This window comes from Photobacterium malacitanum, assembly GCF_900185615.1.
Taxonomy (GTDB): Bacteria; Pseudomonadota; Gammaproteobacteria; order Enterobacterales; family Vibrionaceae; genus Photobacterium; species Photobacterium malacitanum.
The window spans coordinates 1038445-1058058 of sequence record NZ_FYAK01000001.1 but is presented as its reverse complement, the minus strand read 5'-3'; the positions used below and the strand labels follow the sequence as shown (position 1 = coordinate 1058058).

General features: G+C 34.2%; 16 protein-coding genes and 1 tRNA gene. 15 read left to right on the top strand and 2 right to left on the bottom strand.

The annotated features are described in order from the left end of the window. Nucleotides 1–230: 230 nt before the first annotated feature. Together PMAL9190_RS04760 and PMAL9190_RS04755 are read left to right on the top strand one after the other, a co-directional pair. Entirely contained in the window at nucleotides 231–1298 is a 1068-nt protein-coding gene (locus PMAL9190_RS04760) for a porin (protein WP_087844126.1), read from the top strand. Nucleotides 1299–1371: 73 nt separating this feature from the next. Continuing rightward, a complete protein-coding gene (locus PMAL9190_RS04755; protein WP_087844125.1) occupies nucleotides 1372–2064 on the top strand; it encodes a DUF2057 family protein in 693 nt (230 codons plus the stop codon). Between the two features lie 85 nt (nucleotides 2065–2149). Here PMAL9190_RS04755 and PMAL9190_RS20180 read toward each other — a convergent pair whose 3' ends face one another. Continuing rightward, on the bottom strand, nucleotides 2150–2320 hold the full coding sequence (locus tag PMAL9190_RS20180; protein WP_156673565.1) for a hypothetical protein: 171 nt from the start codon (nucleotides 2318–2320) through the stop codon (nucleotides 2150–2152). A gap of 334 nt (nucleotides 2321–2654) precedes the next feature. Here PMAL9190_RS20180 and gltX point away from each other — a divergent pair, with 334 nt between their 5' ends. Next, nucleotides 2655–4079, top strand: coding sequence for a glutamate--tRNA ligase (gltX, locus tag PMAL9190_RS04750; protein WP_087844124.1), 1425 nt, complete (start codon nucleotides 2655–2657; stop codon nucleotides 4077–4079). Nucleotides 4080–4221: 142 nt separating this feature from the next. Continuing rightward, nucleotides 4222–4297 (top strand) — tRNA-Ala (locus PMAL9190_RS04745). 53 nt (nucleotides 4298–4350) lie between these two features. On the opposite strand, the gene PMAL9190_RS04740 is transcribed toward PMAL9190_RS04745, so the two are convergent. Further along, a complete protein-coding gene (locus tag PMAL9190_RS04740; RefSeq protein WP_087844123.1) occupies nucleotides 4351–4887 on the bottom strand; it encodes an LA_2272 family surface repeat-containing protein in 537 nt (178 codons plus the stop codon). Between the two features lie 865 nt (nucleotides 4888–5752). Here PMAL9190_RS04740 and PMAL9190_RS04735 point away from each other — a divergent pair. The 11 genes from PMAL9190_RS04735 to PMAL9190_RS04685 all read left to right on the top strand — a co-directional run bounded on the left by PMAL9190_RS04735 (nucleotide 5753) and on the right by PMAL9190_RS04685 (nucleotide 19608). After that, nucleotides 5753–7870, top strand: coding sequence for a polysaccharide biosynthesis tyrosine autokinase (locus PMAL9190_RS04735; RefSeq protein ID WP_087844122.1), 2118 nt, complete (start codon nucleotides 5753–5755; stop codon nucleotides 7868–7870). 75 nt (nucleotides 7871–7945) lie between these two features. After that, entirely contained in the window at nucleotides 7946–8836 is an 891-nt protein-coding gene (locus PMAL9190_RS04730) for an ATP-grasp fold amidoligase family protein (protein WP_087844121.1), read from the top strand. A 149-nt stretch (nucleotides 8837–8985) separates the two neighbouring features. Beyond that, complete coding sequence (locus PMAL9190_RS04725; RefSeq protein ID WP_087844120.1) at nucleotides 8986–10254, top strand: hypothetical protein; 1269 nt, start codon at nucleotides 8986–8988, stop codon at nucleotides 10252–10254. An 18-nt stretch (nucleotides 10255–10272) separates the two neighbouring features. Then, nucleotides 10273–11661, top strand: coding sequence for a lipopolysaccharide biosynthesis protein (locus PMAL9190_RS04720; protein WP_159458356.1), 1389 nt, complete (start codon nucleotides 10273–10275; stop codon nucleotides 11659–11661). A 44-nt stretch (nucleotides 11662–11705) separates the two neighbouring features. Continuing rightward, nucleotides 11706–12773, top strand: a complete 1068-nt coding sequence (locus PMAL9190_RS04715; RefSeq protein ID WP_087844118.1) for a glycosyltransferase — start codon at nucleotides 11706–11708, stop codon at nucleotides 12771–12773. A gap of 57 nt (nucleotides 12774–12830) precedes the next feature. Continuing rightward, nucleotides 12831–13985, top strand: a complete 1155-nt coding sequence (locus PMAL9190_RS04710; protein ID WP_087844117.1) for a glycosyltransferase family 4 protein — start codon at nucleotides 12831–12833, stop codon at nucleotides 13983–13985. A 230-nt stretch (nucleotides 13986–14215) separates the two neighbouring features. Then, on the top strand, nucleotides 14216–15226 hold the full coding sequence (locus tag PMAL9190_RS04705; protein WP_087844116.1) for a sugar-transfer associated ATP-grasp domain-containing protein: 1011 nt from the start codon (nucleotides 14216–14218) through the stop codon (nucleotides 15224–15226). Nucleotides 15227–15594: 368 nt separating this feature from the next. Continuing rightward, nucleotides 15595–16602 (top strand): sugar-transfer associated ATP-grasp domain-containing protein, encoded by a 1008-nt coding sequence (locus tag PMAL9190_RS04700; protein ID WP_087844115.1) that lies wholly within the window; start codon nucleotides 15595–15597, stop codon nucleotides 16600–16602. 9 nt (nucleotides 16603–16611) lie between these two features. Then, nucleotides 16612–17484, top strand: coding sequence for an ATP-grasp fold amidoligase family protein (locus PMAL9190_RS04695; RefSeq protein WP_087844114.1), 873 nt, complete (start codon nucleotides 16612–16614; stop codon nucleotides 17482–17484). Further along, nucleotides 17484–18491 carry an NAD-dependent epimerase gene (locus tag PMAL9190_RS04690; protein ID WP_087844113.1) on the top strand — a complete coding sequence of 336 codons (1008 nt, stop codon included), beginning with the start codon at nucleotides 17484–17486 and terminating at the stop codon, nucleotides 18489–18491. The genes PMAL9190_RS04695 and PMAL9190_RS04690 overlap by 1 nt, the downstream gene beginning before the upstream one ends. Nucleotides 18492–18495: 4 nt before the next feature. Then, entirely contained in the window at nucleotides 18496–19608 is a 1113-nt protein-coding gene (locus PMAL9190_RS04685; RefSeq protein WP_087844112.1) for a glycosyltransferase family 4 protein, read from the top strand. The last annotated feature ends 6 nt before the right edge of the window (nucleotides 19609–19614 follow it).

The window sequence follows — 19614 nt, the reverse complement described above, 5'->3', positions numbered from 1 at the left end:
CCAAAAGTTTGCACTCAATCATATTTTCACTATTAAAAAGTAAGTTCTTATTGATGTTTTGCGCTGCGAAAGTAGTCTTAATACCGAAGTTACTTAAAAGTTCAATTTAAAACGAAAAAATATGAATCGGTTGAAATGATTCGACTGACATATAGGAGATTTACTTGTCACCTTCGGCGGCCAACCTTTCAGGGGCAAGTAAACAGCTAATATCTTTTAGGAGTTATTCCATGGAAAACATGTTCAAACGTACGCTACTTGGCGCTGCAATCGCAACAGCAGCAATGGCTTCAACAGGTGCAAACGCTGCAATCGATCTACTTGACGGCAAAGTACAGATGTACGGTCAGGCAGCTGGTTTTGTTCAATACGGTATGCCAAAAGCAGATAAATCAGATGATACAGTAAGTGCTGTTATTGAATCACGTATCGGTTTCCGTGGCGCAGTTGAATTTGACAACTTTGCTCCAACGCTATTATGGCAAATTGAAGGTGGTAATGCTGATAACGGCGGTTACGATCCAAACGAGTCATGGAAACACCCAAATAACGGTGCACTAGGTGCACGTGATACTTTTCTTGGTTTCCAATTTGATGGCATCGGTTCTATCAAATACGGTCGTCAATTAGTTGCTGCATATAACTACGTTGACTGGCCACACTCAAACCCAGGTCTAGGTAACGTATTTGACTGGAACCAAGATATTGGCGCATCATTTGAAGATCGTACCAACAACAACCTTCGTTTTGATTCTGCAAACTTTGGTGGCTTCAACGTTCAAGCAACGTTAAGCAACATGGCAACATCGACTGATAATGTTGCATACAGTATTGCTGCATCTTACTCTGCAGACATGTTCTCTGTACATGCTGGCTACTATGATAATTCTGCTGAATCTGTTGATGCTGATAAGCCTTGGTTATCAAATACTGGTTCTCAATACTCAATCTTTGGTGGTTCGTTATTCCTAGGTGATATCACGTTAACTGCTGCTGGTAAGTACATGACAACTGATGCTACTGCTGGTGATAACAGCCAGTGGGCATGGTCTACAACAGCACAGTACGTTTACAACGGTCAGTGGGTATACAAAGTTGGTTACGCAGGTACATCAGAAGCTGATATCGCTGGTAAAGGTAAGCAAGCAGATACTGATGATACAGCAATTACAGCACGTCTAGGTTACTTACTACCAAGTGCATACCTATTTACAGATATTCGTCATTACAACATGAATGGCGGTACTGAAGGTGGTGATTCAACAAACCTACTTATGGGTGTTGAATACTACTTCTAATTTGATTTGAATTAGAATAAAAAATTAAACGAGCATTGGTTATCAATGCTCGTTTTTTAATTAGGAGAGTTATATGAAGTTAGGTAAAAAACTATTATTAGCAAGCGCGATGGTGATGGCACATGGTGCACACGCAGCTGTAGATGTGTCTTTTGCTCCAGATGTTGAAACCGTGATTGTTAACGGTAATAAAACCCTTAATCTCCTAGAAAAAACAGAAGATTTAACGCTAAATAATGGTCTTAATCAAATTGTGGTGCGCGTATCAAAATTAGTCGAAGGCCAAGGGCAACTAGAAAAATACCGTTCAGAGCCGATTGTCATTACTCTAACTGCAAGCGATAAACAATTTAAGGTTGTCCCTGGTGCGCGTGTTATTAGTTCAATTGATGTACGTAATTTTGATGCGAACCCAACAGTGAAGCTTATTGCATCAAACGGTGATGTTATAAATGCTAAAATGGATGTACTTCCAAGAAATAACAGTGGTGACACAGCCACACTTTTCGGGCGTGATTATTTAAAAGACTTGGCTTACTATAATCAGTCACAAGGTTATGCATTTGCAGGTGAAAAGCCACTTGTGGAGCCTAAGAAAGAACCTAAACAGTTGGTCAAAATTGAATCTCCAGCGACAGCCGTTGAGCCCGTTGCTATTGTCCAACCAGCAAAAATAGTCGCAGCAGAGCAAGAGCTTAAAAATATCTATTCACAATTAACGCCACAGCAGCGTAAAGCATTTTTAGGCTGGGCGGTAACACAATAATTTACTCTGTAGTCAATTATAGATAAATATGATTAGAAGCGTAGGAATAGAGTGATTCCTACGCTTTAATTTTATCTGTCATCATTTAATAATGATACTTACCTTTCTTTATCTCGCAAAACATAGCTGGCATAAATTCAACATTACCATTTTGTAGTTGGCACTCAACGAAAGGGCCTGTTGGTGAATTTTCCGCTTGCAGAGTAAATGGCATCATCAAAAGTGCTCCAGCGCAAAGTCCTAAAATCTTTTTCATCTTTAGTTCCTTTTTTTGTGAGGTTGATAGCAAATTTACACTCTCATTTTGGTTTAGCTATTGCATTTTCGCAAGTTAAACGATTTATTTTTCATTGTTAAAAAAGTGTAATATCACTTCTGATTGTTGTTATTTATCCGTGATCCAACCTCATGAGTTCACTTTTACTACTCACGCCCTTATTGTTCATTAGCGCTAAGATAATAATTATATTGATATTGGCTTGTGAAACAGATCAAAGATTGTAGATCTTGGTTACAGTGCTAAAATACTCCACAATAGATTTAGCACAGTAGTTTTTACTGTGTCATCCATCATTCATAAGGTAATCTCAATGACGGTTAAAACTCGCTTTGCACCAAGCCCAACAGGCTTTTTGCACGTTGGTGGTGCGCGTACAGCATTGTATTCATGGCTATTTGCTAAGCATATGGGTGGCGAATTCGTATTACGTATCGAAGACACTGATATCGAACGCTCAACGCAAGAAGCGATTGATGCGATCATGGAAGGCATGGAATGGTTAGAGCTAAACTGGGATGAAGGTCCTTACTACCAGACTAAGCGTTTTGATCGTTACAATGAAGTGGTTGATCAATTACTAGCAGAAGACAAAGCTTACAAGTGTTATTGCCCTAAAGAATTGCTTGATGAAATTCGTGAAGAGCAAATGGCTGCTGGTGTTAAACCGCGTTACGATGCTAATCACCCAAAAATTATCGCAGCAAATGCAGCGGCAACAGCGGATTCTCCATTTTGTATTCGATTCCGTAACCCAAAAGAGGGCACAGTGATCTTTGATGATAAGATCCGTGGCCATATTGAGATTGCTAACAGCGAGTTGGATGATCTGATCATTCGTCGTACAGATGGTAGTCCAACGTACAACTTCTGTGTTGTGATTGATGATTGGGATATGGGGATCACTCAAGTTGTTCGTGGTGAAGATCATATCAATAATACTCCACGTCAAATTAATATTTATAAAGCATTAGGTGCACCAGTACCTGAGTTTGCTCACTGTGCAATGATCTTGGGTGATGATGGTGCTAAGCTTTCTAAGCGTCATGGTGCTGTAGGTGTTATGCAGTACCGTGATGACGGTTTCTTACCGCATGCATTACTTAACTATCTAGTACGTCTAGGTTGGTCTCATGGCGATCAAGAAATCTTCTCATTACAAGAAATGATTGATTTATTTACGCTTGAGTCGGTAAGTAAGTCGGCATCAGCATTTAATACTGATAAGTTGTTGTGGCTAAACAATCATTACATCAAAACTGAAGCACCTGAATATATTGCTAAATACCTGCAATGGCATTTAGATCAAAAGCAGATTTCAGTAGAAAATGGTCCAGCAATCACTGAAGTGATCACACTGGTTGGTGAGCGTTGTAATACCCTAATTGAATTAGCAGAGCAATCACGCTACTTCTACCAAGATTTCAGTGAGTTTGAAGCTGGCGCGGCGAAAAAGCATTTACGTCCAGTGGCTAAAGATGCATTAGCACTAGCACTAGCAAAAGTTGAAGCGCTTGATGAGTGGACAACTGAAAACTTACATGCTGTAACGACCCAAGTTTGTGAAGAGCTTGAATTAGGTATGGGTAAAGTTGGTATGCCATTACGTGTTGCTGTTACAGGTCAAGGCCAGTCACCATCAGTTGATGCAGTAATGCAATTGATCGGTAAAGAGCGTGTTGTTGCTCGTATTAAAATGGCATTAGATTATATTGCTGCGCGTGAAGCTAACGCGTAACTTTTAGTTGATTTCAAATAAATACCAAACGGAAATGTCATCGATATTTCCGTTTTTTTGTCGCTAACGTAAACCGTATCACATTTTTAGTTTTATAACGGTGACATTTTCTTAATATATCAATACTATAAATAGACATTATGGGGCTATAGCTCAGCTGGGAGAGCGCTTCGCTGGCAGCGAAGAGGTCATCGGTTCGATCCCGTTTAGCTCCACCAAATTTAAAACCTCGTCGGTTAACGCTGACGAGGTTTTTTGCATTTATTCGCGATTAAAAACGCGCATTGATGATCGGAAAGACAGGTAAATTTTTACTGATGAAAGTGCCTGATTTATCATAGTTAATTAGACCAATCTGTACACCTTTATTAATATGATCGGTAGCATTGACTAAACCAAATTGAAGACCATTTAGAGAGCCTGCATAGTTAAAGGTACCAAATTGGGCACCAGTGAAATTATTACCAGTGTAGTTAACTAAACCAAAGTCTGCACCGATAGCATTACCTTCATTCCAGTTGGCTAAACCAAACTCTAAGCCTTTCATCGCTGATGTGGTGTGGTTAACTCCAAAAGCTAAGCCAAGGTTAAGACCTGTAAAGTTATCAATTGTTGATAAACCCAGCAGTGAGAAGTTCACCCCTGTGACTTGGCTTGTTTGTCCATAAAGTAGGTTTAAACGTGCGCCTGAAACATTGCCTGCAGGTAAATTAATACCTGGTAGTGAAAGCTGAACAGGGGTCGCGGCCATAGCCATTGGCGATAAAATTGCCGTTGCTAATGCGATCGTTGCTAAGGTTAATTTCATATAATATCTCAGTGTTTTTGTTATTAATATTTTAAAAAAGTTTATATTAAATATAAGAACAGATATATAAGAATGACATTTAAATAAATGAAAATAAGCTTTTAAAATTGACAGAATAATTACATAGTAGTTATTTGATGTTATTAATATAAGTAAAAGTATTATTAACCATTAAATCTTGAATAATTAATATAAGTATTTATTGTTGATGGTACATGTATTTCTTTTATATTGATACAGAATAAACAGAAATCAAACCCAGGAAGCATTCATTTGCTGAATTTGTTTGCTGTAATGCATATAATAATTGTTGATTGTTGGTTTTTTTGGCACTTAAAATGCTTTTTTTATTTTAATATTCTTTTTGATATTAATTTATTGTTAGTGCTTACTAATCATTATCCTATTGATTTTGTTTGATTTTATTTTTTTATGTTGCGTTTTGGGGTTAATTCAAAAGTTTTAAATGGTGTTGGTTTATTATTTTCTTTACTGTAGATATGTTTAAAAACAATTGTATGGATGGAAATTAATTAACCATTAAACATTTATTGGTTAATGAATTTTATTATTTAATGTAATTGTCAATTAAGTACCATATATATATTCGTAATTTCGATGGTTTTTATATGGTCATACATAGATTTAACGCGGAAAAATAAAGATGATAGTAAGATAAAGCAAATGAGGGGCTGTAACCTTAGGGCGGTAGCGTATTTAATCATTAGTATGTATCTTATTTATTTGTCGATATGACGGCTCATTATTAAGTAAGTGCCACCAGGGATGCAGCTAACTGTTGCTATTATTTACTCAAAAAACTTTTAATTTCCTTTTAGTTAACCATATCGGATTGAAACCATTCATGACTGCCATTAACAATAAAAAAGTAAGACCCTCTTCGACAGCGAATGAAGAAATCGACTTAGGTAAAATTTTTGGTGTGTTGCGAGATAGTAAAAAATCTATTCTTGCTATTACATTTGTCTTTACTTTATTAGGTCTGATTTATTCTGTTTTTGCTGCTCCTATTTATAGATCTGATGTATTGATTCAAGTTGACTCTAAAGCCGATGGCTCTCCTACATTTGGAGAGGCAATGGCGACAGAGTTCTCTACTGAATCTTCAGCAGTTACTGAAATGGAGTTAATTAAATCGCGTCGAGTTATCGGTAAAGCTGTCGACAAGTTAAACTTAACAACATCTGTCGCGCCGGATTACCTACCAATTATCGGTAAAGGACTTGCACGTTTAACACATAGTGAAAGTAGTGCAACAGTTGCGCATTTTACTATGCCAGAAGATGCACAAAATAATATTTATCAGTTGAAAATTACCAATGTAGATACTGGTGAGTTTGTCGTTACTGATGAAGATAATAGTAATGTTAAGCTTAAGGGCTTTGTGGGCCAACCTATTAAAGAGCAAGGTTACAGTTTATTAGTAACAGCATTAGTAGGTGCTAACAATGATACCTTTACTGTGAAAAAGCTGCCTCGCTTTGATGTTATTGCTTACTACCAAAAATCGTTAGCAGTAGCAGAAGAAGGTAAAGACACTGGTATCATTCAGGTATCATTACAAGGTCAGAATCGACTAAAGACGCAAGACATTCTAAATAGTATCAGTGAAAGTTACTACAAAATGAATGCTGATCGTGCAGCTGCAAGTGCAGATAAGAGCTTAGAGTTTTTAAATGCTCGTCTACCTAAAATTAAAGCAGAATTAACCTCTGCTGAAGATAAGCTCAATAAGTATCGTGAAGCTAATCAATCAGTTAATATGGAATTGCAAGCAAAGTCATCGCTTGATGAGTTAGTTGCTTTAAATGGTCAAATTAATGAATTAAGCTTCCAAGAGGCTGATATTTCACGTAGCTATACCAAAGAGAATCCACTTTACAAAACATTAATTGCAAAACGTAATGATTTACTGGCTCAAAAAACACGCTTAACGCGCAAAATTGATCAAATGCCAGAAACACAACGTGAAATTATTCGTTTAACGCGTCATGTTGATGTTAGTCAACAAACATATATGCAAATTCTGAATAAAATTCAGGAGCTTGATATTGTTAAGGCGAGTAGTTCTGCTAGCGTACAGATCATTGATACCGCTTCTAGCAGTGCTAAGCCAGTTGCACCTAACCGCATTATGTTGGTTATTGCTCCTGCAATCCTTGGTTTAATTTTAGGTGCGTTAATCGCTTTATTCCGCGTTATTTTAAATAATACCGTTGTTGAACCACAGCAGTTAAAAGCAATGGGCTTACCAGTATTTACTTCAGTACCAAAAACACCTAAAGCAAAGAAAGTATCAAATGCTGTGTTGGCTGAAATAGAACCAAATGATATTTCTATTGAAGCACTACGTACGTTGCGTAACCGTCTATTTTTAGCTATGGATAACGCGAATAATAATACGGTGTTAATTACCAGCGCAACGTCAGTAACTAAAGCAGGTAAAACATTCGTCATTACCAATGTTGCTGCATTAATGGCTGAAGCGGGTAAGCGAGTGCTAATTATTGATGCTGATATGCGAAAAGGTAAAATTGCATCAGTACTCAATGGTCAGCAAGCAAATGGTTTAGCCGAGCTACTTAGTGGTAAAAGTGAGATCAAAACAGCTGTAAAAGCATCGAAAGTTACTAATCTAGATTATATTTCTAGTGGTGAAAATGCACACTCACCTGCTGAGTTGTTGATGCACGATCAATTCAAGACATTGTTAGCATGGGCTGCTGAACATTACGATGTTGTGATTGTAAATGCTCCACCGGTACTTGCTGTTGTTGATGCTACGATTGTAGGTGCAGCTGTTGGCACAACGGTTATGGTTGGTTGTTATGGTGCTGATGCGCTGAAAAATATCGAACAAGCAAAACAAAAGTTTGAAGATAATGGTGTTGAGGTTAATGGTTTTGTATTGAACAATGTCATTAAGAAAACCAGCAACGAAGCAATCTTTAAGAAATATTGATACGTTAGCTAAAAGAATAATTATGGCAAGTTAATTGCCATAATTATCATTCCCTTTTATGTGATGAAATAAACAATGAGAAAAATAATTAATTTAATTTGCAGTAAAAGTAAATTAGCTCATGATTTAAGATTTAAATTTAGCTTTATTCGAAAAACTGGATATATACCATCATTTAAAAATCCTAAAACATTTAACGAAAAGATAAATTACCGTAAGAATAATCATAAGAATGAATTATTTAGCATCTGTGCGGATAAGATTAAATCAAAAGAGTATGTAGCAGAAAAATTATCTGAAGATTATATTATCGAAAATTATTATGTTGGTGACAATATAACAGTTGAAAAGATAAAAGAGATCTTAGCAGATAAAGGTGATTTATTACTAAAAGCAAATCATAATTCTGGTCCAGTATATCTTATTGATGTTAATGCAACAGATGATGAGATCAAACGTAAAGTCGATGATGTAAATAATCAGCTTAAAAAAGATTATGGAAAACAGTTAAATGAACCTTGGTACAGTGAAATAAAGCCAAGAGTTTTAGTTGAAAAACGTTTATTACCTCAAGCAGGTGAAACTGATATCCGTGATTATAAATTCCATACATTTAAGCAGAATGATGGTAGTTTTAAAGTTGTATTACAGGTTGATTTTGAAAGAAATGATAACTATACCCGTTCATTTTTTGATGAAGAATTAAATTGGTTACCATTCCATTCAGATATCGCTGCTTGTATTAAAACATCAATTGAAAAACCTAAAAATTACGATGAAATGCTTGCTGCTGCTAAAGTACTAGCTGAACCGTTTAGTTATTCCCGTGTTGACTTTTATAATGTTGATGGCGCTATTTACTTTGGTGAATTAACATTTGCACATGGAAGCGGTCGAGGTGCTTTCTGTCATAAAGTTTATGATTTATGGCTAGGGCGTCTATGGCAAGGTGATCCATCATACTAAGGCTTATAGTTAATAAATATAAAGTTAAAATAACGAAGTTGTTTTTTTGTTATATTTTTAATTGTAAATATAAATAATATATGGCCATGTTAAGTTATTAATATGGTCATATATTATGCCAGTTAACTTTATACTGTGATTAAATAAATATGATGACAAATACTAAAATAAGCCAAGTTGTGTTTTGGTTATCTGTCGCAATTGTTTCCATTGGTTTTATGGAAAATATTGAGGCACTAAGATATGACCTAATGGTTCCTTTATTAGGAATCGGGTGGGTGCTACACTTTTTGGATACTAATAACAAAATTGATAGTCAAAGTACGAAGTCATTTATTTGGATATCATTACTTGTAGCATTTATAGCTTTACCTTCAGTTTTTAAAATATATCCACATATGCATAACTTAGTAAAATATACTTACTATAGTTTTGTTGTTGGTATGATGGTAAAGATATTTTCTGCTTACAGTACCTTCGTTTTTCTTAAAGGAGACATTAATAAATTAGAAAAAATGATCAAATATGTAATCATTTTTAATTTATCAATGTTTTTTCTGCAATTTATCGTCGTCTTCCCTACAGGATATTACATTGACCCATTAAGAGCTATAACGGGTGAGCCATCACGATATGGTGGTGGTATGGTTATTCCTGTTATTGGTCAAGTTTATCGTTGTACTGGTTTTTTTGAAGAACCGTCAACTTATGCTGGATTTATTGTTGTTCTTTTAGCGTCTAAACTTTATCTAAATCCAAAAGTTGATAAGTTAGTTATCGTTGCTGCAATATCAATCATTATGTCATTTTCGGTGGCTGCGATTGCTTACGGTCTTATCATTATTGGTTACTTCTTACTAAGAAGTAAGGGCAGTTACTTAAAGTATATTTTATTTTTATTATCGCCCTTGCTGGTAGCAGCTGTTATAGGTATTGCCCTTGAGCGTTTAATTTCTCAAGGCGGTAATGCTCAAGATATTCGTGATAACCTCAATGCAATGGTTTTTGCTCAGCAGTTACCGATTTTAATTTTTGGTAATGGTGCGCTTGGTATTATGCCTGCAGCCGCTGATGTGATGAATACGACTGGTGCTATTTATCGACTCGGTATCGCGTCACTTAATGATAATGGTATGTGGTTATTCTTTATCATTAAATTTGGTTATGTTGGCCTTGCAATTATTGGGTCTTATTTATTTATTAAAACTAAATCGACACTAAATCGAATTATATTATTTGTTATATTTCTAACTAAATTAAGTTTTCTATACTTTGGTTTTGTATTTTATTTCTTCTTGGTATTCAACAATAAACCTGTACTGGAATCAGATATTGAAGATGAAGATGAAGATGAAGATGAAGATGAAGATGAAGATGAAGACATTAACGATGAAACTAGTCATAAAAATGTCGATTAAACAAAGGAATAAATTCTTGTGAATATTCGCGAGTTCAAAGCTTTTTTTTGGAGCTTTGTCGATGGTGTTGGCTCCCAGGGGAGTCAATTAATCATTACTATTTTGTTAGCACGGTTACTTACACCTGCTGACTTTGGTGTCATAGGTTTAATTTCAGTTGTCGTCTATTTATCAAATGTTATTGGTAATGGTGGTTTAAATAGCAGTTTAATTCGTAAGGCTAAAGCAACTGCTGATGATTTTACATCAGTATTTATATTTAACATTACGCTCGGTATTTTACTCTACGCGATTATCTTTTTCTCTTCTGGTTTTTTAGCGCATTTTTTAAATTTACCACAAGCTGAAATTTATCTAAAAGTATACGCGTTAAGTATTATATTTACTGCTTTTGAGCAAATCCAGCGAGTAACTTTAACCTTAGATCTTAACTTTAGAACGCAGGCTAAAATTACATTATTCTCTGTGATTTTTAGTGGTATTGTAGCGTTATTATTAGCTCATAATGGATTTGGTGTTTGGGCGTTAATTATTCAAACTGTTGTCTTATCATCAGTAAGATGTGTTATTTTTTGGTGTGTTATTCGTTGGAGACCAACTGGACACTTCAAATTACCATTACTGTTAGAGCACTTAAATTTTGGATATAAATTGCTACTTGGTAATATCGTTGATGTAGCATATCGTTATATGTTCAATTTAGGTATCGGTAAGTTTTACTCTGTTACTGATTTAGGTTTCTATAACCAAGCTACGAAATTGACAGAAGTTCCATCAATGACAATAACATCGGTTGTGCGCCGAGTTAACTATCCTATTATTAGTAAGTTAAGAAATAATGATAAATGTTATTTTGGTAATTTAATCAATATTGCATCTTATATTGTTAGTGTTTATTTACCTGTAACGTTATGGCTGTCATTTAATTCGCATGATATTATTTTGAAGCTACTAGGTGAGCGTTGGGTTGGTGCTAGTTTATTTTTGTCCATATTATCCCTCGCTTTCTTTGTAGTACCATTATCTAATTTGTTTGGAAATATATTATCAGTTGAAGGACGTACTGATTTATATTTAAAGATAAGATTATCAGTTAAATTAATTCTTGGTATTATATTTGTTTCAATCCATTCTTATGGTATTCATGTAGTCTTGTATTTCATGATTTTTGCCACTGTATTTGAATGGTTTGTTAACATTATAATTTCTTATAAATATTTTAAGTTTCCAGTTTTAAAATATTTTAAGAGATTAGTTATGATTATGATACCTATCATAATTTCAAGCTTTATAGTTAATTATTATATTAATATCGATTCAATTATTATCGATCTAGCAGTAAAGCTAGTGGTAAGTATGATAGTTCCTGCTGCTATTTTATTAATTTTATCAAAAGAAAAAGTGTAATTACTGCGTTGTTAATTGTTTTTTGTTATTGAACTGGTTTTATTATGACACAAAAAAGTATAGATTTATTTATTGATGCAATAAGGAAAGGCGGCGCTGAACGTGTTTGCGTTAATTATGCAAATTATTTAGCTGACAATAATTATAAAGTACGTATTGTTCTTTTTAGAGAATATGAAGATTCTTATATTAATCTTTTAGATGAAAGAATCGAATTGGTTTATTTGCATTGTCATAATGCATCTTCAATGCTGAAAAAGATAAAAGCAACAAACTTTACTTTTGCTAGTACTGTAATTACATTTAATCATCAAATATCAATTGCATTATGGTTTTATCGTCGATTTATTAATAAATCACCATTTAAGCTAATTGCTCGTAATGTGAATTATCTTAGTCGAGATTTACATATTCGTAAAAATTCGATCAAGAAATTCGTTACAATTTTATTGACCAAATTAGTTTATAGAAATATCGATTATTATATTGCTCAATGTAATGATATGAAAGATGACATGGTAAGTTATCTTTCTATTCCAGAAGATAAGATAACGGTTATATATAATCCTGTATCAACAAGTATTTTCAAACAGCCTAATGTTGAAAAAGATATTGATCTATTATTTGTTGGTCGTATAAAAAAACAAAAAGGACTTGATTATCTTGCTAGTGTAATTGATCTTGTTTCACAGAAGAGAAAGATTAAAGTAACTATTATTGGTACAGGTGATCTTGAAACAGAGCTTCAGCATAATTTAGATGATATTAAACAGCGTAATAATGTTGAAATTGAACGTATTTTAGCAACGGATGATGTTAATAATTATTATAACCGCTCTCGTATTACGATTCTAACCTCTTTATATGAGGGGTTCCCAAATGTTTTAGCTGAATCATTAACGGCAGGAACGCCTGTTGTTTCTTTTGATTGTCCAAGTGGTCCTGCTGAAATTATTGAGAATGGTATTAATGGCTATTTAGTTCCATGCTTTGATTGCAATGAGTTTTCGCAAAAAGTGCTCTCTCTTTTAGATGATAATCAATTATCTGATATTAGATACTTTAATAGTGACAAGAGCTTTAATTTGCTTGAACAAGTTATAAAAGACTAACTCCATATTCAAATTAAGACATTATATAAAGATAATATTAAACTAAATGAGAATAACATGAAGAAAGTTGTAATATTTGAGTTTTTTACAGGCAATATCGCAGGCGCACAAAAGGTAACATTAAATATCATTCCGATGTTAAAGAAGACATATGATGTCGTCATCTTTCAACGTCAAAATAATACATTGTATAGTGATACAGTGAAAGAGTTTGGTGAGACTAAAAGAATTCCATGTGAATCGTTATTTACAAAGGTTTTTGGTACTGGTCGTTTTGAGGGAACAAAAAAAACACTAATGGATAAAATTTATTTTATTCTTAATGTTTTGTTTTTTAATGTTTTCTCTCTTTTTCATGTGATTAAAGAAAAACCTGACTACACATATACCTATGATCCTCGTGGTTTTGTATTATCTTGTTTATTGCTCAAGTTGACTAAAACAAAAGTTATTTGGCATCTGCATAGTAAGTTAAGTTGTTCAGATAAAATATCTAAAATAATGATGTCTTTTGTTGATGAAATTATCGTTCCATCTCAAAATATCAAAGACTCGTTGCCAGCAGATGATAAGGTAAAGGTTATTTATAATGGCTTTGATCTTAAGCGTGAAATAGCGAAAAATCCAGTTGCTGATGAACTGAACTTATCATTCGTTGGCAGCTTAGTTGCTCATAAAGGGCTTCATAATATATTATTAGCTTTAAAAGATATTGACCATTCCAATGTTAAACTTCACGTTTATGGTTCATATGCTCATTCTAACCCTTTACTGAATTATGAAGACTATATAAGTAGTATTATTTCTGAAAATGCACTACAAGATAAAGTTATATTTCATGGTTGGTGTTCGAATGTTATACCTGAAATAATGAAGTCAGATTTGTTAATTTTCCCGTCAGTGATAAATCAAACCTTATCATTTAAAGGCGAAACAATGAAAGTTAATTCCAGTGAAGCATTACCAACAATTGTAATTGAAGCACTTAGTGTTGAAACACCTGTTGTTGCGGTAAATACCCCTGGAATTTCAGAGATTGTAGTTGAAAAATCAGATGGTATTATTATTGATGAGTCAGAACCTTCATTAATTGCTAATGCAGTTAATGAGATTATTGCGAATCAAAAGAGTTATTGTCCTGATAGTAAACTAATTATTAATAAATTTAGTTTAGAAGAAATGCAACAACATATATACGATACGTTTAACTAATGTTATCTACTTTGTTATAGATACAATATTAACCAATTGTTGAATTAATTAAAATAATCGCTGCACTTTAATATAAGCAGCAATAATTCAATAATATATGTAGATACATGATTTTTTAATTTATTATATTTAATCAGTATTAAAGAAGGAGCTTGATTGCTGATTATTTTTAATCATATGCAACTTTATTATTTACGATTTTATCGTGTTTAATAAAGAAAGGGTTTTTAATGAAAAATAGCTTTTTACGACGTCGCATCTTTGAACTTCGTGCAGGTGTAAAAGATTTAGTATGGGGAATTAAAAACCCTGAATCTTTTAAGCGAAAAAATACACTTAGTCCAATAATGGGTAGGTTTTCATCTTATAAATTTGAGTTGCTTTCTGGTGTTAAATCGGATGACTATCTTTCTGATGCATTTTACTTTAATCAGGTTGAAGGCAAAATAAACAACTTTGAGTTAAGTGATTATTTTAACCATAAAGGTTACCTACCTTTTATTCTGCAATCAAATGCGATTCCATTATTGTTTAATTACATTTCTGGTATCGTTTATGATGGTGACGATAATATTGTAGATGCTAGCACGATTGCTGAAAAATTACGTAATGACCCTGTTAATGATGAATTCGTCATTAAGAGAAGTGTTGGTACAGGCGGCGGTGAAAGTGTTGAAATCGGCAATGCTGAGAAAATTATTCCATTTTTTAACCTTTATCGTAAAAAGAAATATGATTTTGTTATTCAGCCCCTGGTTAAACAGCATGATAAATTAGCTGAGTTTAATCCATCATCGCTCAATACAGTGCGAATTATGACATTGGCATATGACGGTGAAGTTCATCATGTTTCAAGTATGGTGAAAATGGGCGGCCCTGGTGGCAGAATTGATAATGTCAGTGCTGGGGGTCTATGCATTGGTATTAAAAATGACGGTTCATTAACAACTTTTGGTTTTGACTGTTACCTTAATAAAACTACTTTGCACCCGCAGACTCAGCTTGAGTTTCCTGGTAACTATGAAGTGCCTTACTTTAACGAAATGGTTGATGTAGTGAAAGAAAAGCATCAACTATTTAAGAGTCATGGCATTATTTCATGGGATGTGAGTGTTGATAATAGTGGTTACGTTACTATTGTTGAATGTAATACAGCATGGAGTGGATTAGAGTCACATCAAGCATTTCATGGCCCTGTATTTAAACAACACATGTCATATATAAAGAATATTAATTTATAATATTAGATAGAATTATTGAGTGATGAATAAATTATGTTTTTTGATAAACATTTAGTCTTATCATGGTTTATTTATCCTGAATTTAGAAAATAGCTCAAATTATTAGTTAATTTATTGGAAGGTAAATGCTTATAATGGTTAACACTTAATAGCGAGTTGTTATTGTATTTGTAATCAATTAATGACATTAAATAAAGTAGATTACGTTTATAGATGTGTTGGCTATTATTCGTATTTCATATGTTTTATTGGTGTCATTATTTTCATACATTAATTCAATAGTGACTTTGAGATATTAATTGAAAATGACCTGTGTATAATGCAATGCTTTTCATTACACTAATAACATTGTTATATAAGGCTTATAAATGAAAGATAGCTTTGCTCGTCGGTTTGCTTATGAGATTTTGGCAAATGCTAGATATATCAAATATGGTATTAAAAATCCAAAATCTTTAAAATGTAAAAATATGCTAAGTCCATTGACGGGACGTTTTTGGAGTCACCGTTATCAAAGTGCTTGCGGTATTGAATCAGATAAATATTTATCTGAACCTTATTTTTACAATAATCTAGAAGCAAAAGTTAACGATTTTGGTCTGAATAAATTTTTTGACCATAAAGGTTATATCTCAAATATCCTTAATAGTAATACAGTGTTAACAATTGCTAATTGCATTGCTGGTACTATTTACGATAGTAACAATGACGTTATTGAGTTTAATGATTTAGTATCATATCTAGAACAAGCTCCAGCTGGTACGGAGTTTGTTATTAAACGTAGTATTGGTACCGGTGGCGGAAATGGTGTTGAAATTGGTGCCGCAAATCATATTGTTCCATTTTTAACTACTTATTTTAATGCTAAATATGACTTTGTAATTCAACCAGTTATAACTCAACATGATGATCTGGCTATTTTTAACCCGTCATCTATTAATACAGTGAGAGTGATGAGTTTTGCTTACCATGGCAATGTGTATCCTGTTTCAACAGTATTAAGAATGGGTAATGGTGGCCGTATCGATAACTCTGCTGCCGGTGGTATATCCATTGGTGTTGATAGTAGTGGTAAATTGCGTGACTTTGCAATCGATCATGACTTTAAGAAGTATTATCAACATCCAGGAACATCGATTAAATTTTCAGATGGTTACAGCATTCCTTATTTTAATGAGTTATTAGAACTTGTTAAAAATAAACATAAATGTTTAAAAAGCCACGGTATAGTTTCATGGGATTTAACAGTTGATAATGACGGTAGAATGTCAGTTATTGAATATAATGCAGGTTGGGGTGAAATTAACTTCCACCAAGCAAATAATGGTCCCATATTTAAAAATCATATTGAATATATAAAAAGCATTAATAAGTGAGGGTGTAAAGTGGAAAGTCTAGAATTTAGATTGTTCTCAAAGATCATCTCTAAAATACCAATTAAAACTCGATTACAGATATTATTTTTTCGAAAATTTAAGCGATTTATCAATTTTGATAATCCTCGGACATATAATGAAAAAATTCAGTGTAAAAAGATAGCCGATCGTAATGAACTATTAACGATTGGTGCTGATAAAATAAAAGCGAAGGATTTCGTTAAAGGAATTGTTCCGGAATTATATCTACCAAAAATGTTATGGGTAGGTGATTCACCGGAGTCGCTTGATGATTTAGATTTATCAACATTACCAGAAGATTACGTATATAAAGCTAACCATACCAGTCAGACGATTGAAATTATTCGTCATGGTAATCATCTTAGTAAAGATAAGATGAAATCGTTAGCAAAGGATTGGCTTAAAAAAGATCAATCTGGTGCGCTTGGTGAATGGGCATATGAAAACATTCCACCAAGAGTATTTATTGAAGAATATCTTGAGTTTAATGGTCATGAACCTGATGACTATAAATTGTATGTATTTAATGGCAAAGTTGGCTTCATTCAGTTAGATTCTGGTCGTTTTACAAGCATGACCCGCAATCTTTATGATGCTAATTGGGAAGAGCTAGGGTTTGAGTATCATCATCCTCGCCGTCACCCAGCGCCACCTAAACCAGAATTTATAGATGAGATGATCCGCATCGCGGAAAAAATTGGTCAACATTACGATTTTGTTCGAGTCGATTTATATTTCTACGAAGGAAAAGTAACGTTCAGTGAACTGACGATGTATTCAGCATCTGGATTTTTAACTATGCCTGATGATTGGGATTTAAAAATCGGTGATCTGTGGACACAAAATTATAAGGTGAAATAATGAAATATTTAGTGACAGGTGCTGCTGGTTTTATTGGCGCAAAAGTAAGTGAAGAATTATTAAAGAAAGGCCATGATGTTGTTGGTATTGACATCGTCAATGATTATTATGACGTTGCGTTAAAAGAATCACGCTTAGCACCGCTGCTAAAAGACAGTAAATTTGTCTTCAAGAAAATTGATATTGCACATTCTCAAGATGTTCTAGATTTATTTGCTGCCGAAAAATTTGATCGTGTTGTTCACCTTGCGGCTCAAGCAGGTGTTCGTTATTCGATTGAAAACCCAATGGCGTATGCTGATAGTAACCTTGTAGGCCACCTTAATATTTTAGAAGGTTGTCGTCATAATAACGTTGCTCACCTTGTTTATGCATCATCAAGTTCTGTATATGGTCTGAATGCAAAAACACCGTTCTCAACTTCAGATACTGTTGATCACCCTGTATCACTTTACGCAGCAACTAAAAAATCTAATGAGTTAATGGCTCACTCGTACTCACATTTGTACAATATGCCAACCACTGGATTACGTTTCTTTACTGTTTATGGTCCTTGTGGTCGTCCAGACATGGCACCTTTTATTTTCACTAAGAAAATTCTAGATGGCGAAACGATTGATATTAATAACAACGGTGATATGTGGCGTGATTTCACTTACATCGATGATATTGTTGAGGGTGTTATTCGTATTGCTGATGTGATCCCTGCGCGTAATGATGATTGGACTGTTGAAGAAGGCACGCCAGCATCAAGTTCAGCACCATACAGTGTTTACAATATCGGTCACGGTAGCCCAATTAATTTAATGGACTTTATTAAAGCTATTGAAACTGAATTAGGTATTGAAGCGACTAAGAACTTCCGTGGCATGCAGCCTGGTGATGTTTACCAAACGTATGCAGATACGCAAGATTTATTCAAAGCTACTGGCTATACCCCTAAGGTCGGTGTGAAAGAAGGCGTTGCGAACCTCGTTCGTTGGTATAAAGAATTTTATAATAAGTGATCCCATGGCAAAGATAGCTATATCAGCCAATACGAGTTGGTATTTATATAACTTTAGAAAGAACACTATATTAGCGTTAATCGAAGCCGGCCACGTTGTAACGGCGATTGCACCTCGAGATGATTATTCAATAAAACTTGAACAATTAGGGGCACGATTTATTCACATTGATATTGATCAAGGTGGTACAAATCCGATTAATGATGCAAAAACGTTTTTTGCTTTTAATGCTATTTTTAAAGCTGAAAAGTTTGATGTTGTTTTAAACTTTACACCTAAAAATAATATTTATGGCACAGTTGCAGCATCAAAAAATGGCACCAAAGTCATTAATAATATCGCTGGTTTAGGTATTATTTTCATTGATGAAAATATGACTGCCAAAATAGCACGCCGATTATATAAATTTAGTCAGCGTCGTGCTGATAAAATCTTCTTCCAAAACGAAGATGATCGCGGGTTATTTATCGATAATAAGCTGGCGGATATTTCAAAGACGGATCGCTTACCAGGCTCTGGTGCTGATCTCTCGCGTTTTGCAATATCACCAGCCGCAGATGATGGTGTAGTGAGCTTTTTATTAGTGGCACGTATGCTTTATGACAAAGGTATCGGCCATTATGTTGAAGCTGCTCGTGAATTGAAGCAACGTTACGGCGACAAAGTACAATTCAATTTACTTGGCTTTCTAGATGTGAATAATCCTTCAGCTGTATCACGCGCAGAGATGCAAGTATGGGTTGATGAAGGTATTGTTAATTATCTTGGTTTTTCAGACACTGTTGAGGAAGAAATCGCGAAAGTTGATTGTATGGTATTGCCATCGTTCTATCGTGAAGGTGTCCCTAAATCATTACTTGAAGCCGGTGCAATGGGTAAACCAATAGTGACAACGGATAACGTTGGTTGTCGCGAAACGGTTGACCATGGCGTTAATGGTTATCTTTGCCAGACACGTTCAACCGCAAGCCTTGTAGAAATGCTCACTAAAATGATTGAGCACACTCATCAAGAACGTCTTGATATGGGGTTAGCAAGTCGCCAGAAAGTCGAAAATGAATTCGATGAAAAAATCATAATTAATAAATATCTAACGGCTATTGAAAGCATTATCTAAGAGAGA